The following is a 17,762-nucleotide window of genomic DNA, read 5'->3' on the forward strand; positions in this document are numbered from 1 at the left end:
CAATCAGACCACCTTGGCAAGGAGCCATCATGATACTGGAAGTTGCCCATCTGCAGGTTATCCCGGGCCAGGCCACCGCCTTCGAGCAGGCCTTCGCCCAGGCCCAGCGCATCATCAGCGCCATGCCGGGCTACGCCGGCCACCAGCTGCAGCGCGCCTTGAACGATCCCCATCACTACCTGCTGCTGGTCAACTGGCAGCGGCTCGAGGATCATACCGAAGGTTTCAGGGGCTCACCCCAGTACCAGGAGTGGAAAGCGCTGCTCCACCACTTCTACGACCCCTTCCCCACCGTCCAGCATTTCGAGGGAGTACTCCCCTGATCAACGCCCGACCAGGGTGAGGGATCACGCCAGGGCGTCGGCCAGTCGCTCGGCCCTGTGGGCGATCACGGGATCGACAAAAGCACCCTGCGCGGCGATCAGCTGCAGTTCGTAGGCATCCACCTCCCAGGTCTGGCGCAGCACCGCATCCACCGCGGCATTGGTTCGCTCAAACGCGCTCACCGCCTCGTACCCCGCCTGCAGGTTGGCCAGCATCAGGGCGCTGATGAGATCCCCCACCCCCACCGGCTGACGGGCAAAGTCGTAGAGCGGGCGGGAGATCAGATAGTCCCCCTGCGGGGTGGCCAGCAGCATCTCGAAACGCCCGGCCACGCTGGCGGCGCGGCCCAGGTGCTTGACCAGCACCATCTTCACCCCGCTTTCCAGCAGTTGATGAGCCGCGGCCCGGGTCTGGGCCAGGGTCGCCAGATGAACACCGCACAGGGTCTCCAGCTCCAGCAGGTTGGGGGCCATGATGTCCGCCACCGGCAGCGCCTTCTCCGTCAGGAAGCGGGTAACGCCGGGCGCCACTATGCAGCCCTTCTCCGGGTGACCCATGACGGGATCGCAGAAATAGAGGGCCGCCGGATTGGCGCTCTTCACCGCAGCCACCACCGCGAGGATCTCGTCCCCCTGCTCCGCCGACCCCAGGTAACCGCTCAGCACCGCGTCACAACGCCCCAGCACCTCGATATTCCCCAGCCCTTCACACAGGGCGCCGATGTGGCCCGCCGGCATCGCCATCCCCTGCCAGCCCGCCTCGTACTGGGTATGGTTGGAGAATTGCACCGTGTTGATGGGCCATACCTCCATGCCGAGGCGGCGCATGGGAAACACGGCGGCGCTGTTGCCGGCACAGCCAAACACCACGTGGGACTGAATAGAGAGAATGCGCTTCATGGAGATCACCGCAGAGACGAGTCAGGAGAAAGGCGCAATATATAAGATGAAGATACGGCAGTTCCACCCTTGTGCAGCACAAAGCCTTATTTGGCTCAAGACTCGCCTGCCGACCCTCTTCCCTGGGTGCGGTACAACGGACCCACAGAGCGCTCGGAGGTGTCATTTTGTAAAAGACAATTTTTGTTTGATGGCATATGCGGAGATAAAAACAGCAGCGCACCTGGTGATCGGCGCAAATCGCGATGGCAACGAGACCAGGCACGTCATCCTTCGGCCGCGGAGGTCATCAACCAGCTTGAGAGCTGAACAGGGAAAATTGTGGGGGATGGGAGCATGTAGAAAGCCTGGCGCTACGCGCACTCAAGGCGCCCGTTCGAGGGGACAGGGGTCGTGACGCTGGCAATACAGGGGGGTTGACGACAAAGGATGCCACTCCCCTCCTCACTTCGTCCTGGATGGTGCCTCTGCGAAAAGCGATACCGGGCGGCTTGGCCGCCCCACCGCAACAGGCTGCACGCGTCAGTGAAATCCATGAAGCCCATGGAAAAAAGCCGCGAAAGGCTCTGGGGTCAGTGGGGACAGGGCCAGCAGCCCTGCACCGACTCAGGTTCAGGGGCGGGCGAAGTGGTAGACCCACCCCTCGTCCAGCGCCAAGTCGGCCGCTGGCGGCACCAGGGGCGGCAGCAGAGTGACGCTCCCACCGGCCGCATATTGCAGTGCCATCAGGGCACAGAGGGCGGCATCGTAGGGATCGGTGCCCGGCACCAGGGTGGCCGGCAGATGGGGCTGCAACTCGGGCCGCACCGCGGAGGCCTTGCCCCCCACCTTGGCAAGCGCCGGATAGACCTCCAGCACGGCGCGCTGCGCCTCCCTTGCCAGCTTGGGTACCAGCTGCAGATCCCCAAGGCGCGGCAGCATGGAGAGCGCCAGGGTGGCGTTGTTGCCGAGCCTGTCGAAGGTGGCCGACAGCGGTTTCTTGCCATATTGCTCGTATAGCCAGCGCTCGCAGTCCCGATAGGCATAGGGGTTGTCTATCTCCCGCTGGGGCACGGCGCACTCGCCCCCCTTCCCCGCCAGCAGCTCGCCGAGGGCCCGTGGAAATGCCAGGGGAGCGTCGATGCCGAGGGCGAGGTGCGGGCAGGCGAGCACCTGCATCAGCGCCATCTCGTCTTGTAGCGCTGGGCGCAGCAGGGCATCCAGATCCGGCGCCACCCGGGAGCTCAGCCGGAACAGGGGGGAGATGCCGAGCCAGTGAAGGCGCTGCTCGCGAGCCTGCCAGCCCACCACCGCCACCGCCTGGGCATTGCCCTGCCAGCCCCTCACATCCCAGCCGATGCCGATGGCATCCATGTGTTCCGTTGTCATGCCCCTGTCACCTCCACACACTATTGATGGAGCACAGGGTAATGACTGCCCCTCCTAAAGCAAGGGGCGACGGCACGGTTAGAAGGATTTCTTGAAGTTCACCAGAGGCAGGATGGGGAAGATGCCGTTCTCGGCGTAGTTGGCGAGGCCTATCTGCAGGCCATCGAGGTGCCGGGTGGCATTGACGAAGCCCAGCTGGAAGGTGGTGCGCTCGGCATAGTTGACGAAGCCGACGTTGGTCATGGCATTGCCCTGGGCGATGTTGACGGCCCCCCAGTTCACCCCTCTCACGTTGTTGGTCAGGTTGACGAAGCCGAGGTTGATCCCGGTGTCCTGTCCCTGGTGCCAGTTGACTGCGTTGATGGCGACCCCGCCAAACTGGTGACGCACCCGGGCGGCGCCGAAGAAGATGCCCAGCTGCAAGCCGGTGAACTGGTCCACGTCGGAGAGGGCGAATACCGGCAGATCGATGCCCTTCACCTGGCCGGTGCGACCATACAGGAAGGAGGCGCGCGCCCCTTCCACATGGTGGGAGGCGGGCAGGTTGACACCGGGCAGGGAGATCTGGACAGGGGTGCTGGCCTGGGCCAGACCTGCGAGGAACAGGGTGCTGCCGCCGAGCAGCAAGGCAAGAGGCTTCATCGGGGCTTCCTTGAGAAGAGGAGTGTGGCGCAAGGGTACCAGCGCCTGACCGGCGGGACGAGGCCCCACCCCCTTCCCTGCGTCACCACTCGTCTGAATCCATGACCTGACCCGCACGGCTGACAAAAAATTCAAACAGAAATTAACATTTATGTCATTTACACCAAAGACGCTTTGGTTGCAGAATGCTCAAACGTGCGTTTGAACAGAGCAAGCGACACGTAAGACAGGGATGACGAGCTGTACCCGAAAGAAGGGTCAATTGACCCGCAACAACACTGTTCTGCCGAACTGGAGACCATGATGAATATGGACGTGATCAAGAGCTTTACCGAGCAGATGCAAGGCTTTGCCGCCCCCCTCACCCGCTACAACCAGCTGCTGGCCAGCAACATCGAACAGCTGACCCGGTTGCAACTGGCATCTGCCAATGCCTACGCCGAACTGGGGCTGAACCAGCTGCAGGCCGTGAGCAAGGTGCAGGATGCCCAGAGCCTGGCCGCCCTCGGCACCGTGCAACTGGAGAGCGCCAGCCAGCTCTCCCGCCAGATGCTGGATGACATCCAGAAGCTGAACGCCCTCGGCCTGCAGTTCAAGGAAGATCTGGATGCCCTGACCGCAGACGGCATCAAGCAGAGCACGGGCAAGGCCTGATAACCCCTGGCTGCCCGTCCGGGCAGCCACATCTCCCCACGACGAGCGTGCGGGCCCCTGCCTGCCCCGGGAGTGGGTGAAGGAGAACCCATGAGCCAACCATCTTACGGCCCGCTGTTCGAGGCCCTGGCCCACTACAACGACAAGCTGCTGGCCATGGCCAGGGCCCAGACCGAACGCACCGCCCAGGCCCTGCTGCAGACCAATCTGGACGATCTGGGCAAGGTGCTGGAGCAAGGCAGCCAGCAGCCCTGGCAGCTGATCAATGCCCAGATGAACTGGTGGCAGGATCAGCTCAAGCTGATGCAGCACACCCTGCTCAAGAGTGCAGGCCAGCCGAGCGAACCGGTGATCGCCCCGGATCGCAGCGATCGCCGCTTCAAGGCCGAGGCCTGGAGCGATCAACCCCTCTATGACTACCTCAAGCAATCCTATCTGCTGACCGCCAGACACCTGCTGGCCTCGGTGGATGCCCTGGATGGCGTGCCAGAGAAGAGCCGGGTGCGGCTGCGCTTCTTCACTCGCCAGTACATCAATGCCATGGCGCCCAGCAATTTCCTGGCCACCAACCCGGAACTGCTCAAGCTGACTCTGGAGTCCGACGGCCAGAACCTGGTGCGCGGCCTCGCGCTCCTGGCCGAGGACCTTGAGCGCAGCGCCGATCACCTCAACATCCGTCTGACCGACGAGTCCGCCTTCGAGCTGGGGCGGGATCTGGCGACCACCCCGGGCCGGGTGGTACAGCGCGCCGAGCTCTATGAGCTCATCCAGTACAGCCCGACCACGGAGACGGTGGGCAAGACGCCTGTGCTGATCGTGCCCCCCTTCATCAACAAGTACTACATCATGGACATGCGGCCCCAGAACTCCCTGGTCGCCTGGCTGGTCGCCCAGGGCCAGACGGTGTTCATGATCTCCTGGCGCAACCCGGGCGTGGCCCAGGCCCAGGTCGATCTCGACGACTACGTGGTGGACGGCGTCATCGCCGCCCTGGATGCCGTGGAGGCGGCCACCGGCGAGCGGGAGGTGCACGGCATCGGCTACTGCATCGGTGGCACCGCATTGTCACTGGCGATGGGATGGCTGGCCGCCAGGCGCCAGAAGCAGCGGGTTCGCTCCGCCACCCTGTTCACCACCCTGCTCGACTTCTCCCAGCCGGGGGAGCTTGGCATCTTCATCCACGAGCCCATCATCGCCGCGCTCGAGGCCCAGAACGAGGCCAAGGGCATCATGGACGGGCGCCAGCTGGCGGTCTCCTTCAGCCTGCTGCGAGAGAACAGCCTCTACTGGAACTACTACATCGACAGCTACCTCAAGGGCCAGAGCCCGGTGGCCTTCGATCTGCTGCACTGGAACAGCGACAGCACCAACGTGGCGGGCAAGACCCACAACAGCCTGCTGCGCCGACTCTATCTGGAGAATCAGCTGGCGAAGGGGGAGCTTCGGATCCGCAACACCCGCATCGATCTCGCCAAGGTGAAGACCCCGGTGCTGCTGGTGTCGGCCGTTGACGATCACATCGCCCTCTGGCAGGGCACCTGGCAGGGCATGGCGCTGTTCGGGGGCGAGCGGCGCTTCCTCCTGGCCGAATCCGGTCACATCGCCGGCATCATCAATCCGCCAGGCGCCAACAAATACGGCTTCTGGCAGAACGAGGCCGAGGTGGACAGCCCGGAAGCCTGGCTGGCGGGGGCGACCCACAGCGGCGGCTCCTGGTGGCCCGAGATGATGCGCTTCATCCAGAGCCGTGACGAGACAGGGCCCGTTCCCGCCCGCCTGCCGGGCGACGGGCTGGAGGCAGCCCCCGGCAGCTACGTCAAGGAACGGCTCAATCCGGTGTTTGCCGGCGCCAAGGTGCAAGAGGAGGAACCCGCATGAACGCACCATCCCTGGCCGTTGGGCAGAAGGCGAGCCTGACCAAGCGCTTCGGCCCGGCCGAGGTCGCGGCCTTCGCCGGCCTGTCGGAGGATTTCAACCCCCTGCACCTGGACCCGGACTTTGCCGCCACCACGGTGTTCGAGCGCCCCATCGTCCACGGCATGCTGCTGGCGAGCCTCTTCTCCGGGCTCCTGGGTCAGCAGTTGCCGGGCAAGGGGAGCATCTACCTGGGCCAGAGCCTCTCCTTCAAGCTCCCGGTCTTCGTCGGGGACGAGGTGACGGCGGAGGTGGAGGTGATCGCCCTGCGGGACGACAAGCCCATCGCCACCCTGGCCACCCGCATCTATACCCCGAGCGGCGACCTCGCCGTCACGGGAGAGGCGGTGGTGAAGCGCCCCTGACGCCCTGCGAGCCCAGCACCCGCCGGGCTCGCCATTTTCCCTGCCACGGCTTTTTTCCCGGCCAACGGCCACTTGCCCTTTCCCTGCCCCGCCTAACTGCCTAAAATGAGCCCCCGCTGTTTCAGCCATTCATCCAGCTAGAGGATTTCCCATGGAGACGTTTCTGCTCGAAGGTCACCCCTTCGTTGCCTTGTGTGACCTGATCAAGCATCAGGGTTGGGCCGATTGTGGCGGTGCCGCCAAGGCGCTGGTCGCCGAGGGCCTGGTGGAAGTGGACGGTCAGGTCGAGACCCGCAAACGCTGCAAGATAGTCGCCGAGCAAGTGGTCAACTTCAACGGCATGAAGGTCGTGGTGAAAGAAGGCGTCAGCTCCGAGATCCTCTGATCCCGACGCTCGGCCACCCAAGCGCTGTCCAGCACCATGGCCGAGCGGGTGGTCAACTTCATCGGCATGAAGGTGGTCGTGAAGGAAGGGGTTAGTCCCGACATCCTCTGACCCCTGCCTGAATAAGGGCGCCAAAGCGCCCTTTTGCATTCAGCTGGCCTTGATCGAGAGGGTCAGCACGAAGCGCGCCATCGCCTCGTCCCCGTTGAGCGACGGGCAGGTGGCCACCACCCGGATGGGGCGGTTGATGCGCTGACCGCTCGCCAGGGACTCGTCGATCATGGCGTCAATCTCCTCCCCCGCCTCGCAGTCAAACTGCACGTCCCCCTCCGGGCGTTTCAAGAACTCCCCCTGCACGTCCTTGAAGGCGAAATGCACCTTCTTGCGCCGTGCCCGCCCCTTCTCCATCACCAGCAGGCCGCCCACCAGATCGGCGCCGGTGGCGAGCGCCCCGAAGTACATGCTGCCGAGGTGGTTGCGGGTGCGCCAGCCCAGCGGAATGCGGATGCGCAGCGCCCGCGCGTCCATCTGCTCGATGACGGGGGCACAGAAGCCGATGACGGGGATATAGCGCCAGGCAAAGAGGCGCAGGGCGAGGTTGGCTTTGAAGCGTTGCAGGTCCATTGCAAACTGATCCGATGAGTTAATGTAAACAACATGTTGCCAGCATGACTCGCCGGATTCAAGGCTGGGCCGCCACGGCCACCCGCTATTCGCGGGGGGCTTTCACCGCCATCTGTCGCGTCTTCTGCTCGGGCAGCAGGCTCGCCATCTCCGCCAGTATGTAGTCGATAAAGAGTCGCGCCGCGTAGGAGAGCCCCTTCTTGCCGGGATAGACCAGCCAGATGTTGTCGAGAGTGGTCTCGTATTCCGGCAGCAGATCGATGAGCTCGCCGCTCTCGACAAACGACTTGACGATGATCTCCGGCAAGATGCCGATGCAGTCCCCCTGGAAGACCGCATGGCGGATGTAGTAGGAGCTGTTCGAAATCACCCTGCTGTTGATCACCACCTCGCCCCGATTGAAGATCAGCCGGTTGTCGAGCTGGCCATCCGGCAGGCGCAGGGTCAGCACCTTGTGCTGGTGCAGATCCTCGAGGGACTTGGGCCTGCCGTACTGCTCGATGTACCTGGGGCTCGCGTAGAGCTTGCGGGTGAAGGGCATGATGGGCCTGGCGACGAAGCTGCCATCGTTCACCACGCCGATATGGATGCTGGCATCCAGACCGTAGTTGAAGATATCCCGGTAGCCGACGGCGCTCAGGTGCAGCTCGAGGTTGATCTTGGGGTATTTCTCCAGAAAGCGCTTGAGCAGGTCGTGGATGAAGATATCGGACTCATTGAGCAGGCCGATCTTGATGTTGCCGGTGGGCTCGTGACTCTGGGTCCGGATCTGCTCGTGGGTATGATCCAGCATGGGAATGATGTTCTGCAGGCTGTTGTAATACTCCAGCCCCACCGAGGTCATGGTCAGCCGACGGGTCGTGCGGGTCAGCAGCTTCACGTTCAGCTCGGCCTCGAGCTCCTTTATGCGCCGGCTCACGTTGGCGCGCGGAATATTCAGCGCGTCGGCGGCACTGGTAAAGCCTCCCAGCTCCACCACCGACAAAAACAGCTTGAGATCGTCGATCTTCATCTCGGCTCCCGCCTCTTCATTTCGCTCTCACTCCCCTCTCGCATCACTCTGCAGCACGCCGACTGCATCCCTTACCCTCTATTGTCACAAAATTCGTGACAGTGAGGATTGTTATGGCCTGATTATCTCACCAATTGGATTCGATAACATATCTTCTTCACACCTGATTAACTGGATTTCCCCATGCAACACCTGTTTTCCCCTCCCGGTCTCTCTGTCCTCATCCTGGGAGGCCTGCTCGCCGGCTGCGGCACCGACACGACACCCGAGGTGGTCAAGCCGCCACGACCGGTGAATGCCATGCAGCTCTCCGACAGCAAGAGCCTCTACAGCCTGAAGTTCAGCGGCGAGATCAAGTCGCACCAGAGTGCCAGCCTCGCGTTTCGCGTGCCGGGCACCCTGGAGCAGATCCTGGTAAAGGAGGGGGACAGGGTGAGCGAGGGGCAGGTGATTGCACGCCTCGACCCCCATGATTTCCGGGTTCAACGAGAGGCCATCAAGGCCCAGCTTGGCGAGGCGAAAGCCGCCTACAAACTGGCGGTCGTCGAACTGGGCCGCACCCGTCAGGCCGTGCAGGACAAAGCCATGGCCAGCATCAACCTGGAGCGCGCCACCAGCGCCAAGAACCAGGCCAATGCCCGGGTCCAGATGCTGCAGCAATCCCTCAAGCAGGCCGAAGACGCCCTCGCCTACAGCGAGCTCAAGGCGCCGTTTGACGGGATCATCGGCCAGCGCTTTATCGAGGAGCACGAACAGACCTCGCCGGGCCGGCCTGTCTTCTCCCTGCACCAGCCGACGGCCCTCGATGCCGTGGTCGACGTGCCGGAGCAGCAGATCGGTCAGATGAGAAGCGGGATGCAGGCCCGGGTGACCTGGTATCGCCAGGAAGCCGGTGTGAAGGCCGTCAGCACCGAGATCGCCAGCCTGCCGGATCCCCTCAAGCGCACCTACAAGGTGACCTTCAGGCTGCTGGATAACGCCCCCGAGCTGGTACCCGGCAAGGCCATCAACGTCGAGCTGTCCCTGCCCGCGAGCGAGCGCATCTACTGCCTGCCCGCCACGGCCATCAAGAGCCTGGACGGACAACCCCAGGTGATCGCCATCAAGGCCGCAGCGGCGAGCCACGTGCCCGTCACCGTCGTCAGCCAGCGCCACGACACCCTCTGCGTGGAGGGGAAACTGAAGGCTGGCGACAAGATAGTCACCGCCGGCAGCGCCCTGCTCAAAGAGGGTCAGGCCATCGCCGTCATCAACCAGGTGGATGGACAGTCATGAATCTCTCCTTGTTCGCCATCCGGCAGAAGACCTTCGTCATCTTCTTCGCCACCCTCTGCGCCATCGCGGGGGTCTACGCCTATTTCGATCTCGGCAAGCTGGAAGACCCCTCCTTCACGGTGAAGAGCGCCGTCGTCGTCACCCTCTATCCGGGCGCCAATGCCCAGGAGGTCGAGCAGCTGGTCACCGACAAGATAGAGACCAAGATCCAGGAGATGGGATCGCTGTGGAAGCTCAGATCCCTCTCCCGTCCCGGCAGCTCCATGATCTTCGTGGATCTGCAGGAAAAATACGGCACCGACGAGCTGCCCCAGCAGTGGGACCTGCTGCGCCGCAAGATCCAGGACGTGAAGCTGGAGCTGCCCGTCCAGGCCCAGGTCAGCATAGTGCAGGACGAGTTCTCCGAGGTGTACGGCATGCTGTTCGCCGTCTATGGCGATGACATCCCCATGCACCAGCTGAAAGATCAGGCCCGCGAACTGCAGCGCAGGATCAAGGCGGTGCCCGGGGTCAAGAAGGTGCAGCTGCACGGGGTCAACGAGCAGGTGGTCAACATCGATGTCTCGGAAGAGCGCCTGGCGGAGAGCCACATCTCCCTGGCGGAGCTGGTCACCCAGCTCAACAGCCAGAACGTCCCGGTGCAGACCGGCGACTATCACCTCGGCATCGAGAACCTGCGCGTCGCCCAGAGCGGCCAGTACCGCAACGTGGAGGATATTCGCAACCTGATGCTCACCACGGGGCAGCCCGGGGCCGGCACAGGCACCTTGCGCCTGGGGGACGTGGCCGATGTCCATCTCTCCTACCAGAGCCCGGCCCTGACCGAGAGTCGCTACAACGGCCAGCAGGCCATCACCCTCGCCGTCAGCCCCCAGGACGGGATCAACGTGGTCAGCATCGGTGACGAACTGACCCGGGTATTGCAGCAATTCGAGGCCGAACAGCCCCTTGGCACCGGGGTCGGCGTCATCGCCTACCAGCCCACCGAGGTGATGAAGTCCATCAACAACTTCGTGCTCAACCTGCTCGAGAGCATCGTCATCGTGGTGGTGGTGTTGCTGGTCTTCATGGGCTGGCGCAGCGCCACCATCGTCGGGGCCAGCCTGCTGCTGACCATACTGTTCACCCTGGTCTACATGAACCTCACCGGGGTCGATCTGCAGCGCGTCTCGCTCGGCTCCTTCATCCTGGCCCTCGGCATGCTGGTCGACAACGCCATCGTCATCGTGGATCTGTTTGCCACCAAGCTGCGCAAGGGAATAGAACGCACCACCGCCGTCAAGGAGTCCGTGCAGGAGATGGCGTTGCCGCTCCTGGGGGCGACCGTGATCGCCTGCCTGGGGACCGCCCCCGTGCTGCTCTCCCAGACCGACTCGGCGGAGTTCTCCCTCTCCATCGTCCAGGTGTTGTGCAGCTCCCTGCTGCTCTCCTGGGTGGTCGCCATGGTGGTCACCCCGCTGATGTGCTGGGCCTTCATCAAGGCATCGGGCCAGGATGAGAGCAGCGCGCCCAGGAGCAAGGCGTCCCGTCTCTATCACCAGGCTGTCAACTGGACGGTGGAGAACCCCAAGAGTGCCCTTGCCCTGGTGTTGCCCCTGCTGCTGCTCACCGTGCTGAGCGCGCCCCTGCTCAAGGTCAACTTCATGCCGAGCTCGGATCGCAGCATCGTCTTCCTCGACTACTGGCTACCGAGCGGCGGTCGCATCGACAACGTCTCCCAGGACATGAAGGCGATCGAACAGTGGCTGTTGCAGCAACCCGAGGTGGCGAGCATCTCCAGCTACGTGGGCGAGAGCGCCCCCCGTTTCTCGGTTACCATCGAGCCGGAGCCGCTGGATCAGAGCTATGGCCAGATCCTGATCAACACCAGAGAGTTTGACGACATAGCCCCCCTGGTCGCCCGGGGCGATACCTGGCTCGCGAGCCGCTTCCCCTATGCCGAGCCCAGATTCCGCCCGCTCAAGCTGGCCACCAAGGACAAGTTCAGCATCGAGGCCCGCTTCGAAGGGCCGGATCCCAAGGTGCTGAAACAACTGTCGGCGCAGGCACAAGCCATCCTGCAGGCCCACCCCGATACCAAGTACATCCGTGATGACTGGCGTCAGGAGAGCAAGGTGATGACCCCCATCATCAACCAGGCGGCCGCGCGCCAGGCGGGCGTCACCCGGACCGATATCGCCCTGGCTATCAGCCGCGCCACCGAAGGAGTACAGATCGGCACCCTGCGCCACCAGGACGACATGATCCCCATCAAGCTGCGCAGCGCCAACGGTTCCCTGGAAAACCTGGAGAGCCTGCCGGTGCGATCCCTCCTCGGCCAGCACAGCGTGCCGCTCGGCCAGGTCATCGATGGCATCGAGATCACCGGGGAAGAGAGCATGATCTGGCGCCGCAACCGGCTCCCGGCCATCACGGTGCAGGCCGACGTGAAGGGGGGAACCACAGCCTCCGAGGTACGCAAAGAGCTGGCCCCCCAGCTGGAGGCCATCACACTGCCCGCCGGTTATGAGATGCACTGGGGCGGCGAGTACTACGACGAGAAGCGCTCCATCGACGACCTAATGGAGCAGAACCCCAAGGCGGCGGTGATGATGCTCATCATACTGGTGGCCCTGTTCAACGCCTATCGTCAGCCCATCATCATCTTTACCACGCTGCCGCTGGCATCGATTGGCATCATCTGGGCCTTGTTGCTCACGGACAAGCCATTCGGCTTCATGGCCATTGTCGGCATGATCTGCCTGTCGGGCATGATCATCAAAAACGGCATAGTGCTGCTCGACCAGATCGAGCTGGAGCGGCGCAGTGGCCGCACCCTCGCCGAGGCGGTCAAGGAGGCGACCCTCAACCGCACCATGGCGATCTCCATGGCGGCGCTGACCACGGTGCTCGGCATGGTACCGCTGTTGACCGACAGCCTGTTCGATCAGATGGCGGCCACCATCATCGGCGGTCTGGTCGCGGCCTCCGTGCTCTCGCTGTTCATCATGCCTGCGCTCTACATGCTCTTCTTCCGGGCGGAGCAACAAGCTGAAGCCACAGTCAATAAACAGATTACCGAAGAGGAACACCGCCATGAATAAGCGCAGCATGGGCGCGATTGCGACCCTGATCATGCTGGGGGGCTGCGCCATGGCCCCCGATTACCAGCCCCCCGAGAGCCGCCTCAACAGCGTCTATCTCAATCAGGGAGCCCAGGGCACCACAACCCGGGGTGAACTTGGCCACACCTGGTGGACCCAGTTCAACGACCCCCAGCTCAATGAGCTGGTAGCGAGGGCGCAGCGCCAGAGCATCACATTGAAGATCGCGAGCCAGCGCATTCAGGCGGCCCAGGCCTACCAGAGCGCCGTAGCCTCGTTCAAGGTGCCAACCCTGACCCTGGGAGCCGGCTATGCCGACATCCGCCTGAGCGAAAACGAGGCGCTGATGGGACAGGCGGTGAGCGGCATCGCCCTGCCCCCGGCGCTCGGGGGCGGCACGGCCCAATTGGTGGACCGCGATCCCACCGAGACGTTTGTCGGGATCAATGCCGCCTGGGAGCTGGACCTGTTCGGGCGCATCGACAGCCTGAGCCAGGCCGCCGCCATTCGCGCCGAGCAGGCCGAGATCATGCGCCAGGGGCTCAACACCGCCATGACGGCCGATGTGATCAGCAACTACCTGCAATATCGCGGCGCCGAGGAGCGCATCGCCATCGCCACCAAGAACCTGCGCGAGCAGGAGGAGACGCTGGTCATGGTTGAATCCCTGAATCGTACCGGCTACGGCTCGGAGCTCGATGTGGCCAATGCTCGCGCCGGCCTTGCCACCGCCAGGGCCAGCCTTCCCATGCTGGAGACGGCCAGGAGCGTCCACCTGAGCCGGCTCGCCGTGCTGCTGGGAGAGCCCGTCAGCCAGACCCGGGCCCGTTTCTCGCCTGCGCCCCTGCCGAGCATGAAGGCGCTGGTGCCGACCGGTCTGCCCGCGTCGCTCTTGACCCGTCGACCCGACATCGCCCTCGCCGAGCGGGCCATCGCCGCCAAGAATCAGGAGGTGGGCGCGGCCATCGCGGACCGCTATCCCAAGGTGTTCCTGACCGGTGCCCCCGGTCTGGTCTCCGGCGAGACAAGCAATCTCTTTGAGTCAGGCTCGACCACCTGGGCCCTGGGTGCCGGCGTGTCGTGGAACCTGTTCGACGGCGGCCGCGGCGAGGCCATGGTCAAAATCCAGGAGGCGGGTCTGAAAGAGGCGGCGCTGGCCTATCAGAACCAGGTCAACAGCGCCTTCAACGAGGTGGAAACCACCCTGGTCGCCTACGGCAACAGCCTGGAATACAGCAAACATCTGGGCGAGGCGAACCGACAGGCGCAAACCGCCCTCACCAAGGCCAGGGCCCTCTACCGGGCCGGTCTGGTCAACCACCTTTCGGTGCTGGACGCCGAGCGCCAGCAAAACAGTGTGCAGGATGCCGAAATCGTGGCGCGGCTTAACAGCGCCACCAAGGTGGTCCTGCTGCACAAGGCCCTGGGGGGAGACTGGGAAATCCCGGAGCCGGCCCCGAATCAGGGATAAAAGCACCTCACAGAAACGACATCACCGGCTCCTGGCCGGTGATGTCGTTTTCACGCCTTGAATTGACCCGCGCTCAGGCCCGCCTCTCCTCGAGCCAGGCCCCCTGGCTCTGCATCTCGAACAGCTGGGCATAGTGCCCCCCGAGCGCCATCAGCTCGCCATGGGTGCCCCGCTCGCTCACCTGACCGCGAGAGAGCAGCAGGATCTCGTCCGCATCGACGATGGTGGAGAGACGATGGGCGATGGCGATGGTGGTGCGGCCACGGCGCGCCGCCGCAAGCGCCTGGGAGAGCGCGAGCTCGGTCTGGGAGTCCACGCTCGCGGTCGCCTCGTCCAGGATGAGGATGCGCGGATCCCCCACCAGGGCGCGGGCAAAGGAGAGCAGCTGGCGCTGGCCAGCGGAGAGGTTCTTGCCCCCCTCCTCCATCAGGGTCTCGAGCCCCTGCGGCAGGCGGCGCACGAAGTCGGCGAGCTGCACCTCTTCCAGGGCCTGCCAGAGCCGTTCATCCGCGATGCCGTCGCGCCCGAGGCGCAGGTTTTCTGCCAGAGTCCCGACGAAGATGAAGGGATCCTGCTGCACCAAGCCGATGCTGCGGCGCACCGCCGCGAGTGCCAGCTCGCCCATGGGGTGATCATCGAACCGGATCGTCCCCTGATCCAGGGGATAGAAGCCCATCAGCAGGCTGATGATGGTGGACTTGCCGCTGCCGGTGTGACCCACCAGCGCCAGCATCCGGCCGGGCCGGGTGGCGAAGCTCACCTCGTGCAGCACCCGCTGCTCCCCGTCGTAGGAGAAGCTCACCCCCTCGAAACTGACCCGCCCCTCCAGGGACACCGCCTCCCCCGCCGTGCTCTCACGGGTTTCGTCCAGCAGGGCGAAGACCCGCTCCCCCGCCACCATGGCCTGTTGCAGCTGGTTGAGCTGGTTGGTCATCTCGATCAGGGGCTCGATCATCCGCCCGAGATAGCTGATGAAGGCGTAGAGCACCCCCACCTGGATGGCGCCCCCCGCGCTCAGCCCCTCGTGGGCAAACAGGGCCAGCAGGCCGATGAGCACCATCATGTAGAAGAGATCGATGAGGGGGCGCAGCAGGATGCCGTTGATCTTGAGCCCCTTGATCCTGGCGGCCCAGTGCTCCTGGTTGACCCCGGCGAAGGCGTTGGCGAAGTGGCGCTCCTGCACCATGGCCTGAATGACCGGCATCCCCTGAAGCGACTCGTTGAGGCGGCTGTTGATGTCGGAGAGCAGGCTGCGGGTCGCCCGCACCACGGGTACGCTCAGGCGTTGGTAGAGCCACATCACGGCCCCCACCGCCGGCAGCAGCGCGGCGCACACCAGCATCAGGCGCAGATCCAGCAGCGCCATGGAGAGGAGGATGCCACACAGGAGCACCACCTTCTGCACCAGGAGCCCGATCACCTGCACATAGAGGTTCATGATCGCCTCGGTGTCGTTGGTGATGCGGGAGATAAGCGAGCCGGAGCGATGCTTGTCGAAGTAGCGGGCAGGCAATCGGATCGCGGTGGCAAACACCTGCTCGCGCAAACGCTGCACCACCGCCTGGGCGATGCGGTTGAAGCGCAGGGATTGCAGATAAAAACCCGCGGCCGAGAGTACCTGCAGGCCGAGATAGCCCGCCGCGATGGCGGCGATGACGCCCCACTCCAGCCGGCGCGGCGCCAGGTAGTCGTCGATGAAGAGCTTGATGAGCAGGGGACCCGCCACCTCGGCACCGGTGGCCAGCAGCAGGCAGATGCCCGCCTGGGTCAGCCAGGCGGGGTAACGGGCGCAATAGGCCAGCAGGCGTTTGATCGTCGGGTTCACAGAGACTCCCCAGCGCGTGTTTCAGGGGCAGAGAACGGGCGCAACAGATCACCCGACAGCCTTGTCATGTTTGGGTTCACAGGCTCTCCTCCACATCTTGTTCGAGGCGCTGGTAACGGACCATGTCCGCATACCAGCCGTTGTGGGCCATCAGGGCGCCGTGGCGGCCCCGTTCGCTGACGTGCCCCTGCTCCAGCACCAGGATCTCGTCCGCCTGCTCCACCGCCGTCATGCGGTGGCTCACCAGAATGAGGGTGCGCTTGTGGGCCTTGAGGGCGTGCAGGATCTGCTGCTCGGTGTGGGCATCCACCGCCGACAGGGCGTCGTCCAGCACCAGGATGGGCGCCTCCAGCAAGAGGGCCCGGGCGATGGCGAGCCGCTGCTTCTGGCCGCCGGAAAGGGTCACCCCCTTCTCCCCCACCTCGGTTTCGTACCCCCTGGGGAAACGGACGATGTCATCGTGCACGCAGGCGATGCGCGCCACCCGCTCTATCTCTTCCTGGCTGGCATCCGGCCTGCCGAGGGCGATGTTGGCGGCTATGGTGGTGGAAAACAGGAAGGGCTCCTGGGGCACGTAGGCAAACTGGCTGCGCAGCTCGCCAAGGGCCAGCCGTTCGATGGGCACGCCGCCCATTGTGATCTGCCCGGCGCTCGGGTTGGCCAGGCGCATCAGGAGCTTGAGCAGGGAGCTCTTGCCCGCGCCGGTACGCCCCACGATGCCGAGCATGCCTCCCCCGGACAAGGTAAGGTCGATGCCATGGAGCAGAGTGCGCGACTCGAGCCGGTAGGCCACCCCCTTCATTGCCAGGGGGAAGGGCGAGGCGAGCGGCTGCGGCGAGGCGGGCTCCTCGATGTCGCTGCGCTCGGCCAGCAGGCTCTCGATGCGCGAATAGGCGGCGCTGCCCCGCTCTATGATGTTGAACAGCCAGGCGATGGCGAACATGGGCCAGATCAGCTGCCCCAGGTACATGGTGAAGCTGGTGAGCTCCCCCAGGGTCAGCTCGTCACGCAGCACCAAAGCGCTGCCGCCAGCCACCGCGAGGAAATAGGAGCAGCCTATGCACAGATAGATGACTGGGTCGAACTTGGCGTCGATGCGCGCCACCGCCATGTTGCGCTCCCCCGCCTGGCGGGTCAGCTCGGCAAAGCCCTTGTCTTCGAGAGACTCCACCGCGTAGGACTTGAGCACACGCACCCCGGAGAGGGCCTCCTGGGTCTTGTTATTGAGGCGGGAGAAGGCCCCCTGCGCCGCCTTGAACTCCTTGTAGATCTGGGTGCCGAAGCGGTTCATGAAGAACGCCATCACCGGCAGCGGCAGCAGGGAGAGCAGGGTCAGCTGCCAGGAGTACTGGCTGCACATGATGGAGAGCACTAGGATGCCGACGATCATGGAGTCCACCAGGGTCAGCACCCCCTCCCCGGCGGTCATCTCCACCGCCTGGATGTCGTTGGTGGCGTGGGCCATCAGATCGCCGGTGCGATGGCGCTGGTAGAAGTCCGGGCTCATGCGGGTGAAGTGGGTGAAGAGCCGATTGCGCAGCACATAGGCGAGCCGGTAGGAGGCGCCGAACAGCATGACCCGCCACACGTAGCGCAGCAGATAGATGAGCAGGCCAAGGCCGAACAGCCCCGCGAGATAGCCCGTCAACCGGGCGCTATCGAGCCCTCCCTGGGTGATGCCATCCACCACCCAGCCCACCACCTTGGGGGGGATCACGGTCAACAGGGCCACCAGCATCAGGAGGGAGATGGCCATCAGATAACGCCGCCACTGATCCTTGAAGAACCAGCCAAGCCGCAAAAATACGCTCACAGTAAAATCCTTGCTCGCGGCACGGGACGCCGCCTGGTCATAGAGAGAAGCCCAATACAATCGCCCCCGTGGCGGGGGCGATGGGGTCGGTCATCATAGCTCGAAGCG

General features: G+C 64.1%; 15 protein-coding genes. 8 read left to right on the forward strand and 7 right to left on the reverse strand.

Translation table 11 applies throughout. The features are described from left to right. Positions 1 to 29: 29 nt before the first annotated feature. A complete protein-coding gene (locus tag I6L45_RS17315) occupies positions 30 to 323 on the forward strand; it encodes an antibiotic biosynthesis monooxygenase (RefSeq protein WP_216982746.1) in 294 nt (97 codons plus the stop codon). A gap of 24 nt (positions 324 to 347) precedes the next feature. Here the strand turns inward: I6L45_RS17315 and pdxY are convergent, their stop codons facing one another. From pdxY to I6L45_RS17330, 3 genes are all read right to left on the reverse strand, one after another. Beyond that, entirely contained in the window at positions 348 to 1,223 is an 876-nt protein-coding gene (gene pdxY, locus I6L45_RS17320) for a pyridoxal kinase PdxY (RefSeq protein WP_216982747.1), read from the reverse strand. A 612-nt stretch (positions 1,224 to 1,835) separates the two neighbouring features. Further along, positions 1,836 to 2,591, reverse strand: coding sequence for a DUF429 domain-containing protein (locus I6L45_RS17325; protein WP_216982748.1), 756 nt, complete (start codon positions 2,589 to 2,591; stop codon positions 1,836 to 1,838). Positions 2,592 to 2,669: 78 nt separating this feature from the next. Then, entirely contained in the window at positions 2,670 to 3,233 is a 564-nt protein-coding gene (locus tag I6L45_RS17330) for a phaC PHA synthase (protein WP_134696272.1), read from the reverse strand. Between the two features lie 303 nt (positions 3,234 to 3,536). Between I6L45_RS17330 and I6L45_RS17335 the strand changes: the two genes are divergently transcribed. From I6L45_RS17335 to ybcJ, 4 genes are all read left to right on the forward strand, one after another. Continuing rightward, entirely contained in the window at positions 3,537 to 3,887 is a 351-nt protein-coding gene (locus tag I6L45_RS17335; protein ID WP_216982749.1) for a phasin family protein, read from the forward strand. 90 nt (positions 3,888 to 3,977) lie between these two features. After that, a complete protein-coding gene (locus I6L45_RS17340; protein WP_216982750.1) occupies positions 3,978 to 5,765 on the forward strand; it encodes a class I poly(R)-hydroxyalkanoic acid synthase in 1,788 nt (595 codons plus the stop codon). Continuing rightward, positions 5,762 to 6,166, forward strand: coding sequence for a MaoC family dehydratase (locus tag I6L45_RS17345; protein WP_043760202.1), 405 nt, complete (start codon positions 5,762 to 5,764; stop codon positions 6,164 to 6,166). Before I6L45_RS17340 ends, I6L45_RS17345 begins: the two co-directional genes overlap by 4 nt. 151 nt (positions 6,167 to 6,317) lie before the next feature. Then, entirely contained in the window at positions 6,318 to 6,551 is a 234-nt protein-coding gene (gene ybcJ / locus I6L45_RS17350) for a ribosome-associated protein YbcJ (RefSeq protein WP_216982751.1), read from the forward strand. 150 nt (positions 6,552 to 6,701) lie between these two features. Here the strand turns inward: ybcJ and I6L45_RS17355 are convergent, their stop codons facing one another. Together I6L45_RS17355 and I6L45_RS17360 are read right to left on the reverse strand one after the other, a co-directional pair. Continuing rightward, positions 6,702 to 7,175, reverse strand: coding sequence for a DUF4442 domain-containing protein (locus I6L45_RS17355; RefSeq protein WP_216982752.1), 474 nt, complete (start codon positions 7,173 to 7,175; stop codon positions 6,702 to 6,704). 85 nt (positions 7,176 to 7,260) lie between these two features. After that, on the reverse strand, positions 7,261 to 8,187 hold the full coding sequence (locus I6L45_RS17360; RefSeq protein ID WP_216982753.1) for a LysR family transcriptional regulator: 927 nt from the start codon (positions 8,185 to 8,187) through the stop codon (positions 7,261 to 7,263). 183 nt (positions 8,188 to 8,370) lie between these two features. Here I6L45_RS17360 and I6L45_RS17365 point away from each other — a divergent pair, with 183 nt between their 5' ends. From I6L45_RS17365 to I6L45_RS17375, 3 genes are read left to right on the forward strand one after another with little or no spacing between them, the layout of a single operon-like run. After that, entirely contained in the window at positions 8,371 to 9,462 is a 1,092-nt protein-coding gene (locus tag I6L45_RS17365) for an efflux RND transporter periplasmic adaptor subunit (RefSeq protein ID WP_216982754.1), read from the forward strand. Continuing rightward, complete coding sequence (locus I6L45_RS17370) at positions 9,459 to 12,545, forward strand: efflux RND transporter permease subunit (protein WP_216982755.1); 3,087 nt, start codon at positions 9,459 to 9,461, stop codon at positions 12,543 to 12,545. Before I6L45_RS17365 ends, I6L45_RS17370 begins: the two co-directional genes overlap by 4 nt. After that, positions 12,538 to 14,016: an efflux transporter outer membrane subunit gene (locus tag I6L45_RS17375; RefSeq protein WP_216982756.1), complete on the forward strand. Its 1,479-nt coding sequence runs from the start codon at positions 12,538 to 12,540 to the stop codon at positions 14,014 to 14,016. The genes I6L45_RS17370 and I6L45_RS17375 overlap by 8 nt, the downstream gene beginning before the upstream one ends. A 73-nt stretch (positions 14,017 to 14,089) precedes the next feature. Here I6L45_RS17375 and I6L45_RS17380 read toward each other — a convergent pair whose 3' ends face one another. Next, on the reverse strand, positions 14,090 to 15,841 hold the full coding sequence (locus I6L45_RS17380; protein ID WP_216982757.1) for an ABC transporter transmembrane domain-containing protein: 1,752 nt from the start codon (positions 15,839 to 15,841) through the stop codon (positions 14,090 to 14,092). A gap of 76 nt (positions 15,842 to 15,917) precedes the next feature. Then, complete coding sequence (locus I6L45_RS17385; RefSeq protein WP_216982758.1) at positions 15,918 to 17,654, reverse strand: ABC transporter transmembrane domain-containing protein; 1,737 nt, start codon at positions 17,652 to 17,654, stop codon at positions 15,918 to 15,920. Positions 17,655 to 17,762 lie beyond the last annotated feature (108 nt).

Source organism: Aeromonas sp. FDAARGOS 1415 (assembly GCF_019048365.1).
Classification (GTDB): Bacteria; Pseudomonadota; Gammaproteobacteria; order Enterobacterales; family Aeromonadaceae; genus Aeromonas; species Aeromonas taiwanensis.

Excerpts from the sequence above, each read along its gene's own strand:
- I6L45_RS17315 (WP_216982746.1), top strand. The coding sequence starts at position 30 with ATGATACTGGAAGTTGCCCATCTGCAGGTTATCCCGGGCCAGGCCACC.
- pdxY (WP_216982747.1), bottom strand. The coding sequence starts at position 1,223 with ATGAAGCGCATTCTCTCTATTCAGTCCCACGTGGTGTTTGGCTGTGCC.
- I6L45_RS17325 (WP_216982748.1), bottom strand. The coding sequence starts at position 2,591 with ATGACAACGGAACACATGGATGCCATCGGCATCGGCTGGGATGTGAGG.
- I6L45_RS17330 (WP_134696272.1), bottom strand. The coding sequence starts at position 3,233 with ATGAAGCCTCTTGCCTTGCTGCTCGGCGGCAGCACCCTGTTCCTCGCA.
- I6L45_RS17335 (WP_216982749.1), top strand. The coding sequence starts at position 3,537 with ATGAATATGGACGTGATCAAGAGCTTTACCGAGCAGATGCAAGGCTTT.
- I6L45_RS17340 (WP_216982750.1), top strand. The coding sequence starts at position 3,978 with ATGAGCCAACCATCTTACGGCCCGCTGTTCGAGGCCCTGGCCCACTAC.
- I6L45_RS17345 (WP_043760202.1), top strand. The coding sequence starts at position 5,762 with ATGAACGCACCATCCCTGGCCGTTGGGCAGAAGGCGAGCCTGACCAAG.
- ybcJ (WP_216982751.1), top strand. The coding sequence starts at position 6,318 with ATGGAGACGTTTCTGCTCGAAGGTCACCCCTTCGTTGCCTTGTGTGAC.
- I6L45_RS17355 (WP_216982752.1), bottom strand. The coding sequence starts at position 7,175 with ATGGACCTGCAACGCTTCAAAGCCAACCTCGCCCTGCGCCTCTTTGCC.
- I6L45_RS17360 (WP_216982753.1), bottom strand. The coding sequence starts at position 8,187 with ATGAAGATCGACGATCTCAAGCTGTTTTTGTCGGTGGTGGAGCTGGGA.
- I6L45_RS17365 (WP_216982754.1), top strand. The coding sequence starts at position 8,371 with ATGCAACACCTGTTTTCCCCTCCCGGTCTCTCTGTCCTCATCCTGGGA.
- I6L45_RS17370 (WP_216982755.1), top strand. The coding sequence starts at position 9,459 with ATGAATCTCTCCTTGTTCGCCATCCGGCAGAAGACCTTCGTCATCTTC.
- I6L45_RS17375 (WP_216982756.1), top strand. The coding sequence starts at position 12,538 with ATGAATAAGCGCAGCATGGGCGCGATTGCGACCCTGATCATGCTGGGG.